Origin of the sequence: Endozoicomonas sp. ISHI1, from assembly GCF_024606225.1 — a bacterium.
Taxonomy (GTDB): domain Bacteria; phylum Pseudomonadota; class Gammaproteobacteria; order Pseudomonadales; family Endozoicomonadaceae; genus Endozoicomonas_A.
Window position 1 is genome coordinate 135,804 of record NZ_JAGRPU010000013.1, and the last position, 20,656, is coordinate 156,459.

At 49.7% G+C, this 20,656-nt stretch carries 4 protein-coding genes; all 4 read right to left on the reverse strand.

The window, feature by feature from the left end; genetic code table 11:
- Nucleotides 1-108: 108 nt before the first annotated feature.
- On the reverse strand, nt 109-2,202 hold the full coding sequence (locus KBW69_RS10340) for an F-box protein (protein ID WP_257280831.1): 2,094 nt from the start codon (nt 2,200-2,202) through the stop codon (nt 109-111).
- Nucleotides 2,203-2,351: 149 nt separating this feature from the next.
- On the reverse strand, nt 2,352-9,893 hold the full coding sequence (locus KBW69_RS10345) for an AAA family ATPase (RefSeq protein WP_257280832.1): 7,542 nt from the start codon (nt 9,891-9,893) through the stop codon (nt 2,352-2,354).
- Nucleotides 9,894-10,085: 192 nt separating this feature from the next.
- On the reverse strand, nt 10,086-17,624 hold the full coding sequence (locus tag KBW69_RS10350) for an AAA family ATPase (RefSeq protein WP_257280833.1): 7,539 nt from the start codon (nt 17,622-17,624) through the stop codon (nt 10,086-10,088).
- Between the two features lie 150 nt (nt 17,625-17,774).
- Nucleotides 17,775-20,656 (reverse strand): transglutaminase-like domain-containing protein (locus tag KBW69_RS10355; RefSeq protein ID WP_257280834.1); only part of this gene is annotated, 2,882 nt, incomplete at its 5' end.

A 20,656-nucleotide genomic window follows, 5' to 3' on the forward strand; every position in this document is an offset into this window, starting at 1 on the left:
GCAGGGGCTGCTAGAGACAGGATCATCTTTTCTTATATCAGGTGCAGCTTCCCCTTAACTTTGGCCAGCTCAAAATCAACAACATGATGGTCGCTAAGTAGGAGGTCGTCATTCCCCGTCAGCTGTCCGGGTGACTTTATCGGGCATGATCTGCCAGAGCGAAAAAAACTCTCGCCCTCTGGCATAGCCGCTGGCAGGGCTCAAACTGTGGACTTGAAGGTTGCGGCTGCAAGGGCTGAAGCGAAATTTGTAAATCCTGCCTTCTGTTTGCAAACGGGCCCTTTCCAGCCAGCTACCGTCTGCCGTCAACCCGAACAGAATCAGGCTGTGCGTAGCCGTCTTGGGAACCACAGCCAAAAGGCAACCTTCCCCATTGAAATCTGCACCTATGATGGAAAACTCAATGCGTTGATTAACCCACTCAACGGCGGCAGTTTCACCGAATGGCTGACCGAAAGGTTCAGCAAAAGGCTTACGTTGATAGAGATCAGTGTGTCCGGCAGGATCGTTACAAACAATGGTTTCACCGCTGGGACTTTTGACTACCAGGGACTCAGCCGGAAATGTTTGTGTCTCGCCCCACATTCCCGACGCTGCCTTACGCCAGATCGTTACGCTTTGATTGCAACTTCTGATGAATTCACAAGGGTCCAAAGAAAATTGAATATCACCGCCGCCGCTCCAGGGCTCCTTCTGTGCAGCTTTGTGCCATTGGTCGTCGGTTAATTCCCAGATATCAATACTTTCCGGAGTGGTGATAATCAGAAGCCGACCATCCAGGTTGAATTGAGGTTTAAGAGCGAAATATCGGGTTGGCCGGTTACAGCATTCAATGATTCTCTTTTTTTCACGCCACTGCCCTTGCGGGTCACGGGCAAAAATGACGACAAATAAATAACGCTGTTGAATATCATTGTGATGTGAATCATTGCCGACCTCCTCAAACCATGTAGCAAAATGGCGGTTATCCGGACTGAATACCACGTCAAGATCAAACTCAAAGTTGCTCACTTTTTCGCCGCTGGGCGTTTCTTTCAGATCATCAGGAGGGTCGGTAACAACAATGTCACCCGTTTGTGACCAGGAACCATCGTCTGCCCGGCTCATCACCTTGATGCGTGGTCCACTATAAAGCACAAAATGATTGCTGTCGGCACTGAACAGCCTATGACGAAGTATTGTATTAATGTTGCCTTTATTGATCCACTGCCCATCAGCCCCCCGACCGAGAATAGCAACAGCGTAGTTCATGTTAATACAGACCAGTGATCTGGCATCAGGTGACAGGTACATGCCAATGATATGCCTATCCTTACATTCAGGAAAAATCTCACCCGATGTCAGTTGTTGCTCAACCCACGAATTATTTTTGCGTTCATAGACAGACAGAAAATGCTCTTTGCCAGTGTAATTGTAACGAAACGGTACTCCCCCAATGCTCAACGCAGAGGGTTGCTCGACAAATAAAATATGGTCGGCCTGCTGATGACCATATTTGACCGGGGAATCGTGTTTGATCTCAGCTTCCCTGACCCATTGACCATCAGGACCCGGAGTCAGGATATCGCTGTAGTTATCCGCCTTCCCCTCAATGACAATGGGAATATGATCACGCAGATGATGGTTGTGGCGAACATTTAAAATGCCACTGGGTATAAGTGTCAGTGCGGCCCCATCAAGAATCTGCTGGCGCAAATGGCTGGCATAGCAGGAGTAAAAGGCCGGGCCCTGTTGTGCAGGGAAATGACGAACAGAAAATATAGACAATGTCCTGAGGTACTCAAGGAGTAGATGACTGGACTGAATGATTGCCCGGCACGAAGTCTGCCTTTGTTTGGTCTGGGAGAGGAAGTGATGGACCTCTTCCAGACCGCATGACCTCAGGCGTTCGCTCATTGTCGGCGATGTTTGCCCAAAATTATTGAGATCTTCGATGGATAAATAGCTGGCGATTATCTCAAGCGCTTCCTGGGGCAGGTCAGCCCAAGGGAGGACGTGGCAAGTCATCGCCGTTGCTGAATCCGTTGAAGATACGGTTCTCGTCTTGTCAGGCACAGTAACCGCAATTGACAATGAACTGAGTTTGGGAATGACATCAGAGACCTCTGCAATGTTTGACGGTGCATCTTGCTTTGCTCTGTTGGCTGGCGCGCCAGTATCAGGAGCGGGTTCGTTTATTTTTCTGCCAATCAGACCATCCATAGCTAATCTCCCTTCTGTCATGCGGAGGACGTTACTGAAATTGTTTAATGATTCGACCTTAAGACAGAAGAAAAGTTCTATTTGGATGGTTACCCGTAACCAGTGGTCGACATCAGCGGCCCGGAAAGCTCATCATGAGCAAACGGTTATTAAGCGTCCAATGATTCATAAATCGAATTCAAATTCACGCTGCTCAAAAATTCTCCGGCAATTTTTGTCAGCTCATCGGATTTGAGTACCAGAGCGTTACTGACGTTGAGTGTCTGCTGCAAGAAAACATTGTCAACAGACTTCCCAAAATCACTAGAGGTATCAATTTCGGATATCATGGCATACAGTTCTTCTGGCGAGGATGGATTATGAGCGCCATAGTTGTTTTTAATGCTCGTGTCCTCCCCGATGGTAGCTCTGGCCCAACAGAAGGTTAAGTGACCGGCTTTAGAGTGTGTCACTTCATACAGGTAATGACTGAAGGCCTGCCGAATCGCTTGCCTGCATTTGTCTCTTAAATTATGCAAAGGCTTTGTATCCTCCCGTGACAATTTAAGGGGTTTTAAAATGGCTCTGTGCTCGTTTTCAATATCAAGTTTTTTGTTCTCATAGTCTGTCTGCTGAGCTTGATATTCCTGATTGGAACGCATTGATTTTCCATAGATTGTATGATGGAACTCACTCTTCAGATCATCCAGGGCGCAGTGAAGTTCATCTACAGCCTTGTTATATTGTTCGCTTTTTTCCAATAAATACTGTAAGTGCGGGCTGCTCTCAACTTTTCGTTGATACAGGGCTTCGACCTTTTCATTAAACGCTGTGTGGCGCCAGGAAGGTTGCCCCAGGATAATCACCGGACGCTGGTTCGCTTTGCCCGAGTTTAACTTTGGAAACGCAGGTTGATGCACCAGCATTCGTTCTATATTCGGAATGCCTCCGGGTTGGTCCGTCCAGGTGTTCTGTATAGATGAGATGGTCATACTACCTTCAAGGAATGACGAAAACCCATCATGACCATGAGTGACGAACAAAGTGTCGCCTTTTCTCTTTTGGAAGTCTTTATACGCCAACTGCCACACCTGGCTATTTTTTTCTTTGGAGAAGAATTCCCTGTACCATTTTTTCAGACAATGGGCGGCTTTATCCTTCAGTTCATCGACACGGGTCAGACGCACCAATAGACTATGATGTTCATCAGCCTCCATAATGTGGCTCTTGTAGGTCGCCAGTGGATCCAGCCAACCCGATTCCAGAGCTTCAATGGCAAAGTGAATAACCGAAGGTATGGCTAAGTTACGGTATTTAAGTATATTTTGCATTGAGCGCAACCACTCGAGAGGGCTTGCTCCGGCCTCAACAACCAGTTTTGAATGGAGTAACTTGAGCTGTTCTGTGACCCGATCTTCGTCACTTTCGTATAATATTTTTCTTACTGCCTCTGACATGGGTTTAACAATACGACAATCGTCTTCAATGATTACAGCGCCGACCAATGCCATCACATCCTTGCCCAATGCTTTTGTCTCCAGCAACTCTATGATTGAGACACCCATGGCAAAACTGGTTAAATCTTTTTGCAGCCAAAGGTTCCTTACCATTTCGGCAATACTTAAATGGGTTTCCGGCAATGCGCTATTTGTCTCAAGGGCTTTTTTCAGTTCCTCAGGACTCACATCACAGGCTTTGGCCAGGGTTTGCTGTTGTAATGAATCAGCCCCTTTCAGGAGAGTCTTAATCTTTCTCGTCTCAGTACTGGAAGCACTGACCATTTTGGTAGGCTGGAATTCGGGTGTAATTTCTGTTTTCCGTACTGGTGCTCCGTCCAAATCTACTGACTCCCAGGTTTGGCCTCCATCCACAGAATACTCGGCAAAGCAGTGTCCAGCGTTATCAATTTGCCGACATGAAATCCCGAAATAACGACAAAAAGCAATGAAAACAGGCACGCGATGGCGACAGCTCCCTTGCCTTTGTGTTACGAGGAATTTGAAGAAATTCTTATGCTTCTCTGGTTTAGCCTTGCCGGTGAACTTCCGGCAATAGTTCGTGATCGTCTCAATTCGTTGCGTCGTGCCTCGCGCCTTTTTTAAGGCCCGCAAAAACCTCCGTACTTTGGATGATGGTTGTTCGGCAATGTTGTCAAACAGGCTGTTCAAAACTGTTTTCATACCTTCTGAACAACGGGTGTCAGGATGCGTTGATCGTTTTGGCCGGGCTTCTTTAGCAGGCGTTTTTTTGCCCGGTTTTCTGGTTTCCAGGACATAAACACACCGAATACTCTGTTCAGCGTCAGCTGCCGGAACAGACAGTGTGTGAAGCCCGGTATATCGATCCCTGATCAGCGTAAATGCCAAATCGGGTTCTATACGCAGGGCCACGATGTAGTCGTTAGCCGTCAGGCTGGGCAATGCATATTGGCCATCGTCCGATGAGATGTCCAAGGTTGCCAGCGTTTGATCGCTGGCTAATGTCAGCTCCTGTCCATGTTCTGGTAGCCGGGTGGGCATGAGGCTTTCGACTCCATGAATGTGTTGATCTACCAAATCGATCAGTTCGACACTACCCTCAGCAGAGACATCAATATCCCTGGCCCACTGGCGATGCATATGGGATGGATGGTTCCGGGTCTCAAAAATTTTATAAGCGCTAACTTGTGGCGTCTCCTCGTTCTCGTAGTTCGTTTCCCAATCCAATGTCATGGCCTGTTTTTCTTGGACTTGTGGGGTGTATTCTCCAGACTCGTCAACCCAATGGTTCAGCAGATCATTCATCTGATGCCAGAACGCAGTCCACCATTTAGCGCCATGGGCGTTCCATGCTTCTATGCGCTTATCAGCCTCCCGAAGATAAGGTTGGGAAGCTGGCATTTTCAACGTTAGTTTCTGTTCTTTCGTCAGGGAGAATAAGCCATTAGCGTCCATGCCCACCTGGCCAAATTCATGATCAAACCAGCGTTGCTGCCAGTGTCGGTAAAGTGCCTGGGTGAGAATATCGTCCGACTCGTCCGGATTCAGGGAAAGACCCGACGCCTGCCATCTGGCCTCAGCCACTCTCTTGATAATTTCTGTTCTGGCTTCCTCTTCATTCAGATCCGCCTTAACACGAATTTCATGGCGTTTTTCATCGATACTGTTGAAATCACTGCGGCGTACCAACCACGGACGATCAATGCCCGATACCGTTTGGTTGAACCATTCGCAAAGTCCAGAATCAAGCGCACTGTTATTCACGACAAGAGTTGATGACTCTGGCAGTACTTCCAGCGATGTTTTTGCGGCCATCAGGTAAAGCCGATAGTGCTGATTGAGGCATTGATGAAGTCCGTTTTCGCTAAAATCGCCTCCCCGGATGACGGCCCTGGCCACATTCTGTAAATCAAGGCTGGTCGGCTGCAACGGCAGTTTTTTCCGTTGCAGGTAAGCCCTCAAACGACAATGTTCCTTAGTCAGCTGTTCAGCCAGAATTTTCCCCTGCGGGTTCTTTGGCAACACTTTCTCGGCAATGGTTTGCAATTCTGCCGGACTGTACTGCCGAATAGGCAAATGCCGGAAACGCCCTTTCAGCGCCGGTGATAATGGTTTTCGCCCGCTGTACTCGGGTGGGTTGATGGTGGCGAACAGGTGGAAACCGGGATGAGCGTCACCGGCCAGAATATCGTTTAACTCTCCTTCCAGATGCTGGCTGTCAATCAGATTCATTTCCGAGATGACCACAATGCCGCCATGCACTTTAGCCGTCTGGATCTTTTCACACACTTTGTCCCAGGAACAATCACAGGCGTTCAGGGGAAAGACCTTCGGCATGGATTCTCTCCGTTGCTCAGTCTGCTGTTTGACGCTTTGAATCATCAGGTTCAGGATGGCATCCTTGCCCCGTCCAGCCGGACCTTCAATCAGCGTCGCCTGACGACCGTCGTGTTTTTTGCCGAGATGATAAGCCTGCTGACACCGACTTAGATCCTGTCCAAGCCGCTGCACCAGCTCATGGACTGCCGATCCGGAGGTATCAAAATCAGGCCGGTTTTGTTCGGTGAATGTTTTGAAGGACTGCTGTATATGGTGCAGGGTAGTCTGATTATGAACTTTGCTGCTCAGGGTGTTGTCCGGGTCGTAACGGACAGCAAACCAGATTTCCAGTGCTGTCAGGGCATCCTGATGCGCTTCGCCGATTTCGGGACCCAGTACATCCCGAAAACTTTGCCGGATCAAACCGTTGATTTGTTTGTAGGTAACACTGTCGTTTACGGGTAGCGCACGATCAAGATACCAACCCACCCAACTGCATATATCCGTTAAATCTCTCGGGGTAAAGGCATGCTCTGGCAACAGTTCCTGATAATATTGCCAAAGAGTCATCACGCTCTCACTGGTAATGTGTGCAATGTCGTTTATTTGAGAGTCCGGCAGGTGCCGTTGTAATTGCTTAACCAGAGCCGGTTCCACCACCCTGTCCCGAAGGAAAGCCTGGTCCAAAGGTGGGTAATAAGCCATAGGCAGTTTCTCTTTCAGGGTCGGATCCAGCTGGCGTCCGGCATAATGATCCGGGTTACCGGTGAGAATGACCCGGTGTTTTGAGCTAACCTTGACAGGGTGGCCATTCACATAGATACAGGGTTCCGGTTCCCATAAGCCGTTTAATGACGCCAGCAATCCGGTTTTGGCCAGGTTCGCTTCATCGAGTACCAGAGTGAGATAGTGTCCGTCTTTGTCGGGTGTCCTGGCCCATTCCATCAGCATCCGGTTTTGCTGTTCCGTAGAGCGGTCACCATCGGGGTGTTCTTGCCACTGCCAGCGTTGCATCAGGGTCTGTTCGCTGTCAGAAGGCCCAAGGGACAGCACTGAAGCCTCTCCCGAAGCCTCTGCCATTCTGGCAGAAAAGTAACTTTTCCCGGTGCCGGTTTCTCCTTGCACGAATATAACGGGAGAGTCTGCTAACCGGTCATGGAGTCGTGATAATCGACGACTTTCACGATCCTTCTGATTAGTCGAGCCGTGATAAAGATCGTCCGCCAGCGCTGACATGGGCTGATCGGCAGAACCTTGCCATTCCAGTGATTGAGACAGTCGGTTTTCTATGTATTCAATTCGCTCAATGCGTTCTTCGTCAGGGTTCTCTGCGTCATGTTCTCTTCTGGCCATGTGAAAACAATCAGTGGCCAGAGCGAGAATGGCATCGGACCGCGTCTGCCCTGGTGACAAAGGTAACTGCCAACCAGAAGCCAGTGCATCTTGCAAACGTTTGATCTGTCTTGATGGCCTGATGGCTAACCGTAGACGGGGCGCTGCTGCCGGATCGACCTGCAACTGATGCGCCATTGCCTGACGTTGTTGTTCAGGCGCATGAGCCACGATCATGGCACAGAACCTGCCCAGAACTTCTTTTTCATCACACTTTGAAAATGGTTTTTCATAAGACAGTTGAAATGGGCAGTCCTTAAATAACCGCGGGTCAAAAACTCGGGCCAGTGGCCATAGGTTTTGCTTCACAAACGTTCTGTCCAGCCGCAGGGAACCGTTGATGATGGCAGTTAACTGATCCGGGTCCACCGAGGGAGGGGGATGCTCATCCGGCTTTTTACAAGCATCCGGCAGTATCCACCAACAAGCCACTTTCATAAAATCCCGCACTACCGGATTCTGTCGGGTGCCATGGGTGATGACGCTGTTAATGGCCTTGCGCCAGTGGCGGGGCAGGAGTTTTGGGGAGTGGTCAACCTGCTGTGCTCGCCGGGCAGTCAGTATCAGGTTATTCAGCAACCCTTCGGTCATTTCAGGCAGTGGGTTACAGAGGTGGGCAGGTACGGTTTTAAACGCATCGTAAAGTTGGTGAAGTGCCTGTTCGGGCAGCTCGGTTCGGGGGATATCGTGCCGGTCCCCATTGATATCCCAGATATCCACCTCAGGACACGGTTTGCCCGTGGTGATCATCGAACGCCATACTGAAGATGGGCTTTTTGCAGACTCAGGCCAGACAACGGTGACCTGGGCTTGTGGGTACGCCTGTAATTGACCATTCACCAACAGAGGTTGCCCGATAACCAGAGGTTCCAGAAGCTCCTGAAGCGTTGGATTACTCTCCAGTCCCCGCATGACGACCGGCTTGCCAGAGGTTAATGCTTCCTGTAAGCCACTCTGATGCCGTCCAAAATGTGCCTTTTGTTCCGAGGTAATACGGAGGTTATCAAACAGCTGGCTGAGACGGGTCTGTTCATTGACCTGAATGACCAGGGGGGCTTTCTGATAATGATTGATCCAGTGGCTGGCCTGAGCTTGTTGCTGATACGTGACGGTATTAAAAACGGCCTGATCTCTCATTGAGTACTCATCGCTTTCTCTCAATCCCAGGGGTTTTGGCTGCCGTTTTGTCTGAGCCACCTGAAGTCGGGGCTTCAGGCCGGTCGTCTCGCGAATCGTCTGCAGTGAACCCAGCAAACAAAACCAGAGTGCCTCAGTGAGGGGAGACGTTACGGTGACGACACCGCCCGCCAGAACTTGTTCCAACAGACGGGTGTTAGGGACGGCATGGCCTTCCGGGGCAATAGCAATCGGGCCCAGCCAATCCCTGATATTACTCTGGTTAATGATGATTGTTTTTTGTGCTGCGTGCTCTTTATCACCTTCTTTGTCGCAAAAGCAGGACAGGCTTTGGAACAGTGAATGAAGCTCGGTATTCTCCACCGGCATCTGATAAAACTGAACATCGTCGGGTAACTGGCAGATCCCCCCATTGCTCTCAAAGCGCTTTTGCGCCAGCATCTGTCGAATGGTCTGTTCAAAGGCCAGATCCTGCCAGTCGGCTCCTTTCAGGATCACCTTTTGTCCGGCCCTCAATGACTCAAACCTGCCGGGGATGTGCTGAATTCGCCCCTGTTGATCCACTCCGGGGCCGCCCAGCAGCAACTGTCGCCAGTTACTGTGTATATGGCAGTCAATTAAAACGGTATTGTCGTCATCCATAGCACTTTCGCTACCGGGAAGCTCGGGCAATAGCGGAGGAACCTCATTGAGGTCCATCGTTGAATCATCACCGGTCTGTGGATCGAACTGCCAGATATTTCCCGGTCGATTAATTCGCCGCCAGAAATCAGCGCCCGGAGCACCACTGGCCTGACCAACTGGTGCCAACTGTTCAGGGGCTGCCAGAACCACCAGAGCAACATGCTCTCCCAGAGGACGTTTCTTCTGACTGACTTTGTCGAACAAACAGGGGTTATCGGGGTCCAGCAGATCGTTAAATTTTGGCAGATCGTCGCTGGTGAGCTTGCGGATGTCCATCACCAGAGTGAGCGGCTGTGACCCTTCAAACAACTTGCCTGAACGCAGGCTGTGTCGACCATCGGCGGCAATACTCAATCGGCTCACCAGGTTAGCCTGTGAGAGGTCATCAGGATGGGAAACAAGAATGACATCCTGATGTCCATCGCCGGTCCGGGCGTCTAAAAGCTGTCGAACCTCATCATCACTGCCGACAAAACGAAAGTCGAAGGACTGAGGGGCTTGTTGGAGCGAGCAGTCCATTGACGATACGGTTCTCGCTTTCTCAGGCATCGTTACCGGAGGGGACGATCTATTGAGTTCGGGCGTTACGTCAATGCAGGCTTCGACAGTCTTTTCTGACGATAACTCCAGCTTTGCTACCTTGGCTGGTACGCTATTACCAGAAACGGGTTTCTTTACTTCCCCAACAATCCGGCCATCCATAGTCAACCTTTCTCCTTAAATCTGAAGGACTGCATTGAAACTGTTTGATTGTTTGACCTTCGGATAGGAAGAAAGTTCTATTTGAATGGTTACCTGCAATCCCTTGAAGGAAGTCAGCGATCTCGAAAAAAGACCCATTGGCTGTCGCCGCACAACTGCGTGGATGCAGGAGCAATGGCCGTGTAGGGCAGACTATTCCCAGTCAGTCCACAGAGATTGGTTATCCAATGCGTCACAAAGCGAATTCAAATTCACGCTGTTCACAAACTCCCTGGCAATTTTTTTCAGCTCATAGGGTTTGAGCACCAGAGCATTACTGGCGTTTTGAGCCTGCTTTAAAAAGCAGGCATCCTTACGCGAGTGCTCAAAAACGTAAGAACTATTAATTTGAGTCATCATGGCATACAGCTCTTTTCGTGAGGATGGGTCATGAGAGCCATAGCTGCAAAGCTCCGACGAAGTCCTGAAGGATGCATGGCCCCAGCAATACATTAAACGACCACCCTTTGAGAGGGTCACGTCATACAGGTAATGAGTGAAAGCCTGCTGAATCGCTTGCCAACATCTATGCCTCAGCTTCTTTCTCACCTGTGACACAAAAAAGGAATTCACTTCGGTATTTTCCAATAACTGCTTCAAGTCAGGGCTGGTGTTAACTTTTCGTTGAAACAGGGTTTCGTGCTTTTCCTTTATCGCTCGGGCGTTCCAGTCAGGCCCCCCCACGATAATCACCGGACGCCGGTTCATCTTACCCGAGTTTAACTGCTCAAACGCCGGATCATGCACCAACATTCGTTCTATATTCGGAACGCCCTCAGGTTCGTCCGTCCAGACGATCTGTATGGATGGATCGACAATGTCATTTTCAAGGAGTGGCGAACTCCCATCATGACAATGAGTGATGAAGAAGGTGTCATTTTTTTTCTTTTGGAAGTTTTCGTAGGCTAACTGCCATACCTGGCTATTTTTTTCCCTGGACAAAAATTTCCTGTACCACATTTTCAGGCAGTGGGTGGCTTTAGCCTTCAGTTCATCGATGCTTTCAAGAGCCCACAAAAGCTGCCAATGTTCTTCGGGATTCTCAATACGGTCATCGCAGGTCGGCAGTGGGTCCAGCCAACCCAATGTCAGGGCTTCATCGGCAAGGCGAATAACCGGGGGGGTCTCCAGGTCACTCTTTGACAACATATCCACCATTGAATTCAACCACTGTTGAGGGTTTGCTCCGCCCTGAACAATCATTTTTGAATGCAATGGCTTGAGCAGTTCAGTGACCTGAACTTCGTCACCGTCGGCTAATATTTGCTGTACTGCCTCCGACATCGGTTTGTAGATACGGGTATTATAATAACGGCCGTAACGCACATTACCGACTAATGCCTTCTCGTCAGAACTCAATGTGTCTGTCTCCAGCGACTCTAACATTGAGACACCGGTTGCAAAACCGGTTACATCTTTTCTGTCCCAGAGATTCCTTACTATTCCGGAGTTACTCAGATCATCGGTGACGGGTAATGCACCGCCTGTTTCAAGGGCTGTGTTCAGTTCCTCAAGGCTAATGCCACAGGCTTCAGCCAGAGCTTGCTGTTGTGCTGAATCAGCCCCTTTAAAGAGTTTCTTAATCCTCTTTGATTCGCCGCCAGAACCACTGACCCGCTTGGTGGGTTGGAACTTGGACAGGATTTCTGTTGCCTCGACAGGTGCCCCGCCCAAATCCACGAACTTCCAGGTTTGGCCTCCGTCAACGGAACACTCTGCAAAGGCATGATCACGGTTAATAATTTGCCGACATGGAATCCCAAAATAACGACAAAAAGCAACAAAAACAGGCGCACGATGACGGCAGCTACCTTGCCGCCGTGTTACCAGGAAGTGAAATAAATTTGCACCGTACTCTGGTGCAGCATTACCGGAGAACTGTTGGCAATAGTGCTCGATTGCATTAATTCGTTGCTCTGGGTCTTTAGCGTTTTCTATTGTCTCTAAAAGTTGCTTTACTTCACACGACAGTTCGTCGATGTGCCTAAAGCGCCTGAACAGTTTCTCCAATACTGTTTTCATACCTTCGGAGCAGCGGGCGTCAAAACGGTTTGATGCTTCTGACCAGGCTTCTTCAACAGATGTTTTTTCGCGCGGTTTCCGCTGTTCTACGACATAAGCAAATTGAATATTCTGGTTGTCTTCGGCCTCTGCAACATACAGCGTGTGAAGTCCGGTATATCGATCTCTGATCAGAGTGTATGGCAAATCGGGCTTCATGCGCAGGGCCACGATATAGTCGTCAGGCGTCAGGCTGGGCAATGCATATCGACCATTGTCTGATGCCCAGTCAAAGGTCGCCAGTGTTTGATCGCTCGCTAATGTTACTTCCTGATCAGGCCCTGATAACCGGGCCGGTGAGAGAACTTCGGCCCCCTGCATGTGTTGATCATTAATATCGATGAGTTTGACATCACCCTCAGGAGACACATAAACATCCTTTGCCCACCAACGATACATCCCGGAAGGAAGGCCCGGCCTCTCAAAAATTATATAACTGTCAGCTTGTGGCTTACCCCGGTGCTCATAGCGTGTTCTCCGGTCCAATGCCGGAGCCTCTTCCTCGTGGTCTTCCGGATTGTATTTTTCAGGAGCGTTACCATCGCCGGTAGTTAACGCTTCCTTAATCGATTGTGGCTCATGGCACGTGCTCTGATCCAATGCCGGAGCCTGTCCCTCCCGGACTTTTGCAGCCCGCTCTTCGTCAATATAATCGTCAAACAGATGGCTCGGCAGATCACTCAGCTGATGCCAAAACGCTGGCCACAATTGAACCGTATTGGAATTCCATGCACTTATGCGCCGGTCAGCCTCCTGAAGGTAGGGCTGATTAGCCGATAATGTCAGTGTTTGTTGCTGTTCTTCCGTCATGGGGAGTACGCTATTGGCTTCTACGCCCGTGCGGCTGAATTGATGATTAAACCAGCCTTGCTGCCAGTGTCGGTAAAGTGCCCCGATGAGAAAATCATCCGACTCATTCGGCTTCAGGGGAAGACCGGATGCCTGCCACCTGGCCTGAACCACCCTCTTGATGATTTCGGTTTTGATCTCTTCTTCGGTCTGATGAGTGTTAATACAAATTTCGTGGTTTTGTTCATCAATACTGTTGAGGTCACTGCGTCGTATTAACCACGGGCGATTAATGCCCGGTATCGTGCGGTTGAACCAATCGCAAAGTTCAGCATCGGGCTCTCCTGTAGCTACGGCAATAGCCGATGGCCCGGGCAGTTTCTCCAGTGTTCTTTTGGCAGCCATCAGGTAAAGCCGGTAGTGCTGACTGAGGCATTGATGAAGCCCTTTTTCAGTAAAATCGCCTCCTCTGAGAACCGCTTTGGCGACATTCTGTAAATCAAGGCTGGTCGGTTGCAACGGCAGTTTTTTCTCTTGAAGGTAAGCCCTCAAACGACAATGTTGCTTAGTCAGTTGTTCAGCCAGAATTTTCCCTTGTTGGGTTTGCGGCAACACTTTACCGGCAATGGCCCGTAATTCTGCCTGGCTGTACTGCCTGATAGGCAAATGTCGAAAACGCCCTTTCAGCGCCGGTGATAACGGTTTTCGCCCGCTGTACTCCGGTGGGTTGATGGTGGCAAACAGATGGAACCCCGGATGAGCGTCACCGGCCAGAATATCGTTCAACTCACCTTCCAGATGCTGGCTGTCGATCAGATTCATTTCCGAAATAACCACGATGCCGCCGTGGACTTTTGCCGTCTGGATCTTTTCACACACTTTTTTCCATGAGCAATCACAGGCATTCAGGGAAAAGACCTCTGGCATGGATTCTTGCCGTTGTTCAGCCTGTTGTTTAAAACTTTTAATCACCAGGTTTAGCGTGGCATCCTTACCCCGCCCGGCAGGGCCTTCAATCAGCGTCGCCTGACGGCCGCCCTGTTTCCTGTTGAGATGATAAGCCTGCTGACAGCGGCTTAAATCCTGTCCAAGCCGTTGCACCAGTTCACTGACTGCCGATCCCGAGGTATCAAAGTCTGGTCGGGTTTGCCTGGTGACTGTGACAAAGGTCTGCTGTATATCCAGCAGGGTCTGGTTGCGAACCTTGTCGCTCAGGGTGTTGTCCGGTTCGTAACGGGCAGCAAACCAGATTTCCAGTGCTAACTGGGCATCCCGGTGAGTCTCGCTGATTTCAGGACCCAGTAGGTCGCGAAAACTTTGCCCGACCAAACCGTTCATTTGCTCGGGGGTAACACGGCCACCTGCGGGCAGTGCACGATCCAGATACCAACCCACCCAACTGCAGATATCCGTTAAATCCCTGGGGGTGAACTCATGCTCTGGCAACAGTTCCTGATAATATTGCCACAGTGCCATGACACTCTCGGTGGCGCTCTGTGCAACACTATTTATTTCAGGCTCCGGCATATGCCGTTGTAACTGATTGATCAGAGCCGGTTCCACCACCCTGTCCCGAAGGAAAGCCCGATCCAGGCGTGGGTAGTAGGCTCTGGGGAGTTTCTCTTTCAGGGCCGGGTCCAGCTGGCGCCCGGCGTAATCATCCGGGTTACCGGTGAGAATGACCCGGTGTTTCAGGCCGACCTTGACAGGATGACCATTCACATAAATGCAGGGTTCCGGCTCCCATAAGCCGTTTAATGAAGCCAGCAATCCGGCGTTGGTGAGGTTGGCTTCATCCAGAACCAGGGTGACATAGTGTCCGTTTTTGTCGGAGGGTGTATTGGCCCATTCCATCAGTGCCCGGTTTTGCTGCGCCATAGAGCGGTCGCCGTCGGCGTGTTCTTGCCACTGCCAGCGTTTCATCAGGGTCTGTTCGCTGTCAGAAGGCCCAAGGGAGATCACTGAAGCTTGTCCCGAAGCCTGTGCCATTCTGGCGGAAAAGTAACTTTTCCCGGTGCCGGTTTCCCCCTGCAGGAATATAACGGGAGAGTCCGCAAAACGATCATGGAGTCGGGATAATCGACGGCTTTCACGATCCTTCTGACTCATTTCGCCGTTATAAAGATCCTGGGCCAGTAGTGACAAAGGCCCGTCAACGGAACCCTGCCATTCCAGTGATTCAGACAGTCGTTGTTCTATACGTTCAATGCCTTCTGTCTCAGAATGCGCTGTTCTGGCCATCTTAAAACAATCGGAGGCCAGAGCCTGAATGGCATCGGATCGCGTCTGCCCTGAGGGTAAAGGCAACTTCCAGCCAGAGGCCAGTGCGTCTTGCAAACGTTTAATCTGTCTTGTTGGCCTGATGGCTAAAGATTGCCAGGGCTCTGCTGTCGCCGGATCGACTGCCAACTGATACGCCATAGCCTGTCGTTGTTCTTCAGGGACATGGGCCACGATCATGGCACAGAGACTGTCCGGGACCGCTTCTTCATCCCATTCTGGAAATGGATTTTCATAGGACAGCTGTAATTCTCCATCAAAGACTGCCGGGTCAAAGGCTCTGGCCAGTGACCACAGGTTTTTTTCCACAAACGCTCTATCCAACTGCATCGTATTATTAACGATCTCATTTAAGTGATCCGGGTCTACGGAGGCGGCTTGATCCTTATCGGCATCCGTTTTTTTATTAGCATCTGGCAATAACTGCCAGCAAGCCACTTTCATAAAATCACGCACAGTCGGATGCTGCCGGGTACCATGGGTGATGACGCTATTGATGGCCTTGCGCCAGTGCCGGGGCAAAAGCTGTGGGGACTGGTCAACCTGTTGTGCTCGAAGAGCAGCCAGTATCAGGTTATTCAATAACCCTTCGGTCATTTCAGGTAGCGGGTTGCAAAGGTCGGCGGGTACAGTTTTAAAGGCTTTGTAAAGTTCATTAAGCGCTTGTTCTGGCAGTTCAGTCCGGGGGATCTCATGCTTGATAGCATTGATCTCCCAGAGATCGACCTCAGGACAGGGTTTACCCGTGGCAACCATGGAATTAAATACTAAAGACGGGCTCTTCTCAGACTCAGGCCAGAGTAAGGTGACATCAGCTTCAGGGTAGGCCTGTAATTGACCATTCACCAACAGAGGTTGCCCAACAGCCAGAGGTTCCAGAAGCGCCTGAAGTGTTGGATTACTCTCCAGTCCCTGCAATACAACCGGCTTACCAGAGGTTAATGCCTCCTGCAACTCAGTCTCACGTCGCCCAAAATGCGCCTTTTGTTCCGAGGTGATATAGATATTATCAAACAGCTGGCTAAGGCTGGTCTGGTCATTGATCTGAATGACCAAAGGGTTTTCCGGCTGCTGTTTGAGCCAATGACTTGCCTGAGCGTTTTGCTGATACGTGGCGGTCTTGAAGGCAACGTGATCTCTCATTGAGTGCTCATCGTTTTCTGCCAATCCCAGGGCTTTCGGCTGCCGTTTGGTATGGGCCACCCGGAGTCGGGGCTCCAAATCGGTTGTCTCGCGAATCGTCTGTAGTGAACCCAGCAAACGAAACCAAAGTGCCTCAGTGAGGGGAGAGGTTATGGTGACTTCACCACCCGCCCGAACTTGTTCCAACAAACGGGTGTTAGGGACTGCATAGCCTTCCGGGGTAATGGCAATCGAGCTTAGCCATTCCCTGATATTACTCTGGTTAATGATGATCGGGTTTCGTGGTGCCTGCTCTTTGTGAAGTTCTTTTTCGCCTTTTTTATCGCAAGAGCGAGACAGGGTTTGAAACAGTGAATGAAGCTCGTCATTCCCCACCGGCATCCGACAAAATTGAACATTGTCGGGTAACGGACAGACCTTCCCGTTGCTCTCAAAACACTTTTGCGTCAGCATCTGTCGCATCGTTTGTTCAAAGGCCAGATCTTCCCAGTCGGCTCCTTTCAGAATCACCCGTTGTCCGGGCGTCAGTAGCTCAAGCCTGCCGGGTATGTGCTGGATTCGTCCCTGTTTATCCACTCCGGGGCCGCCTAGCAGCAGTTGTCGCCAGTTATTGTGCAGGTGGCAGTCAACTAAAACGGTATTGTCGTCATCCACAGCACTCTCGTTACCGGGGAGTTCCGGCAATAGCGGAGGAACCTCATTGATGTCCATCGTTGAATCATCATCGGTCTGTGCATCGAACTGCCAGGTATTACCCGGTCGATTAATCCGCCGCCAGAAATCAGCGCCCGGAGCGGCGGCTCCCGGAGCGTCGTCATGCCTGCCAATCGCTGCCAACTGTGCAGGATCTGCCACGACCAGCAGAGCAACATGCTCGCCCAGAGGTCGTTTCTGCTGGCTGACTTTGTCGTACAGACAAGGGTTATCCGGGTCCAGTAAATCGTTAAATCTGGGTAGATCCTCGCTGGTGAGTTTGCGGATATCCATCACCAGAGTGAGTGGCTGTGAACCTTCAAACAGCTTGCCCGAACGCAGAGTGTGGCGACCATCGCCGGAAATGCTCAGCCGGCTCACCAGGTTGGCCTTTGAGAGGTCATCGGGGTGGGAAATAATAGTGACATCGCGTTGTTTATCGCAGGTCTGGTCAACCAAAAGCTGTCGAACCTCATCATCACTGGTGACAAAACGAAAATCGAAGGTATGAGGGGGCTTTTGGAGAGGGGAATCCGCTGACGATACGTTTCTCGCCCTGTCAGGCAACATCATCGGAGATGACGATAGATTGAGTTTGGCCGTTACATCAGAGCAGACTTTTGCAATCGGTTCGTCCAGCTTTGCTCGCCTGATTGGAATGCTACTATCAGGTACGCCGTTGTTACGAACGGGTTTGTTTATTTTTCCACCAATCTGACCATCCATGATAATTATCCCTACTGCCGTTTGAAGGACTCAATTGAAACTTATAAATAATATGACCTTCAGACAGGAGGAAAGTTCTATTTGATTGGTTATCCGTAACCATGGAAGGAAGTTACCCATCTCGAAGAACTCATCACGAACAAGTGGTTATCATGTATCCAATGAGTCATAAATCGAATTCAAATTCACACTGCTCAGAAACTCTCCGGCAATAGTTGTCAGCTCACTGGAGCTGAGTACCAGAGCATTACTGGCGTTCAGTGTCACCCGTAAGTAGTCATCCTTAACAGATTCCTGAAAATGGGAAGAGCTATTAATTGCAGACATCATGGCATACAGCTCTTCCGGTGAGGATGGGTCATGAGCGCCGTAATGGTCTAAACCCCAGACCCCCTTGATAGCAGCATCGGCCCAACAATACGTCAAGCAACCGCCTTTCGAGTGTGTCAATCTATACAGGTAATGACTGAAGGCCTGCTGAATCGCCTGCTTGCATTTGTGTCTTAAACCATCCAAAGCAAGTATATTGTCACATACGTAGCGTTGTCTCTCTGAATCTGACTTTTCCCAATAACCCGGGGGTGGATTCTTCTCTAACTCATAGGGATGGTCACTTTTTGATATCTCAATCCACTTAGGGCTGCTCTCAACTTTTCGTTGAAACAGGTCTTCGGCCTTTTTCTGAAGCAGTTTTTCATCCCAGCAAGGTCTCCCCATGATAATCACCGGACGGTGGTTCTCTTCTCCCGTGATTGACCTCGGAAACGCGGGTTGGTGCGTCAACAATCGTTCTATATTCGGAATGCCCTCAGGTTCGTCCGTCCAGCCGATCTGTAAGGATCGACTGGCCATTTTATATTCAAGGGATGATGAAAACCCATCATGACAGTCACTGACGAAGAAGGTATTACCTTCTTTCTTCTGGAAGCTATCATAAGACTTCTGCCACAAATGACTATTGTTTTCCCTGGAAAAGAACTGCTTGTACCACTTTTTCAAGCAATGAGCGGCTTCAATCTTGAGTTCATCGAAGCTTTCAAGACGCACCAATAGCTGATGATGTCTTTCGACCTCCATTGTAGGCTCCCGATAGCACAGCAGTGGATCCAGCCAACCCGATTCCAGAACTTCGAGGGCAAAGCGAATAACCGAAGGTTTGGGATCACTCCCTTCCAGTATTTCTGCCATTAAACGCAACCATCGGTTAGCAGCTGAGTCGCTCTGACCAGTCATTTTTGGATGGAGTAACTTGAGTTGCTCAGTAACCTGCTCTCCATCACTGTCGGACAATATTTGCTTCACCGCTTCCGATATCGGTTCAAGTGGCTCCTTGTCATAGCCCGATGCTTCTTTCCCCAGCGACACGATTATTGAGACGGCCATGGAAAAACTGGCTAAATCTTTTTCCTCCCATAGGTTCTTGACTATTTTGGAAATAATTAGCCTGGTATCTGGCAATGCGCTGTTTTTCTCAAGGGCTTTGTTCAGTTCCCCGAGGCTCATGTTACAGGCCTTAGCCAGAGTTTTCTGTTGCGGCAAATCAGCACCTTTCATGAGATCTTTCAGGAAAGCCTTATGCTTCTTTAAATCAGTGCTGGAACTACTGACATTTGTGGTGTACTGGCCGTCAAATTCTATTTTTCTTCTGTTGGTGGGCGCACCGCCGAGATCGACTGACTTCCAGGTTTGGTCTTTATCGTCGTAATATTCAGCAAAGCTGTGGATAAAGCTATTCACTACCCGGGATGGAATCCCGAAATAACGACAAACAGCAACAAAAACAGGCGCACGATGACGACAGCTTCCTTGCCGTTGTTTGACTAGAAATTTAAAGAAATTCTTATGGCTCGCTGGTTTAGCTTTACCGGAAAACTCTCGGCAATAGTCCGCGATCGCCTTAATTCGTTGCTCCAGCTCTTTGGCGTTTTTTATTTTCTGTAAAGGCTTCTGTATTTTGGTCGGTTGTTCTTTAATGCTATTAAACAGTTCGTCCAGTACGGTTTTCATACCTTCTGAACACCGCGCGTCAAGGCTTGTTAATCGTTCTGGCCGGGCTTCTTCAGGAGGTGTTTTTCTGCCTGGTTCTCTGGGTTCTACGACATAAGCAATTTCAATGATTTGGTCGGCTTTGGCCTCCGGAATCAACAATGTGTGCAGTCCGGTATATCGATCCCTGAAGAGTTTATATGACAAACCGGGTTTAATACGCAGGGCAACGATATAGTCGTTAAACGACAGGCTTGGCAAAAGATGTAGATCATTCTTCTTCGAGTACGTCGTAAAATTTGCCAGCGTTTGATCGCTGGCCAGAGTCATTTCCTGGTCACTCTCTGGTAACGGATCCGGTATGAGGGTTTCGACCCCTTCAATGTATTGATTATCAAGAGCGGTCAGTTCGACATTACCCCTGCGATCCACATTAATATCCTTTGCTATCACGCGATACATACCGGAAGAATGGTTCTTGGTTTCAAAAATTTTATGATCCTCAACTTCTTTCAGTGGCAGACCCTCATAGTTCGTTCTCCGGTCCAATACCTGAGTATCAGGCTGGCTGGTTGGAGGAGTGCTGCTCAGCGGATCGTTATAGTTCGTTTTTCGGTTTAATGCCGGGTGATCAGGCTGGCTGGTTGGAGGAGTGCTGCTCAGCGGATCGTTATAGTTCGTTTTTCGGTTTAATGCCGGGTGATCAGGCTGGCTGGTTGGAGGAGTGCTGCTCAGCGGGCCGTTATCGTTCGTTTTTCGATTCAATGCCGGGTGATCAGGCTGGTTTCTGAGAGGTTTTTTGCTCACCGGGCCTTTATGGCTTTTTCTCCGCTTCAATGCCTCAGCCAGTTTCGAGCCGATTTTCAGGCGACGTTGTTCAGGAGACTTATCATTGTCAATCGCAGACGCTTCGATAATATCATTGCCAATCGCAGACGCTTCGTTAATATCATTGCCAACCGCAGACGCTTCGTTAATATCATTGCCAACCGCAGACGCTTCGTTAATATCATCTTCAAGCTGTTGGCTCGTCAGATCACTTATCT

What these genes read in the sequence shown, in the direction of transcription:
- KBW69_RS10340 (WP_257280831.1), bottom strand. Translation starts at nt 2,202, where the DNA reads ATGGATGGTCTGATTGGCAGAAAAATAAACGAACCCGCTCCTGATACT.
- KBW69_RS10345 (WP_257280832.1), bottom strand. Translation starts at nt 9,893, where the DNA reads ATGGATGGCCGGATTGTTGGGGAAGTAAAGAAACCCGTTTCTGGTAAT.
- KBW69_RS10350 (WP_257280833.1), bottom strand. Translation starts at nt 17,624, where the DNA reads ATGGATGGTCAGATTGGTGGAAAAATAAACAAACCCGTTCGTAACAAC.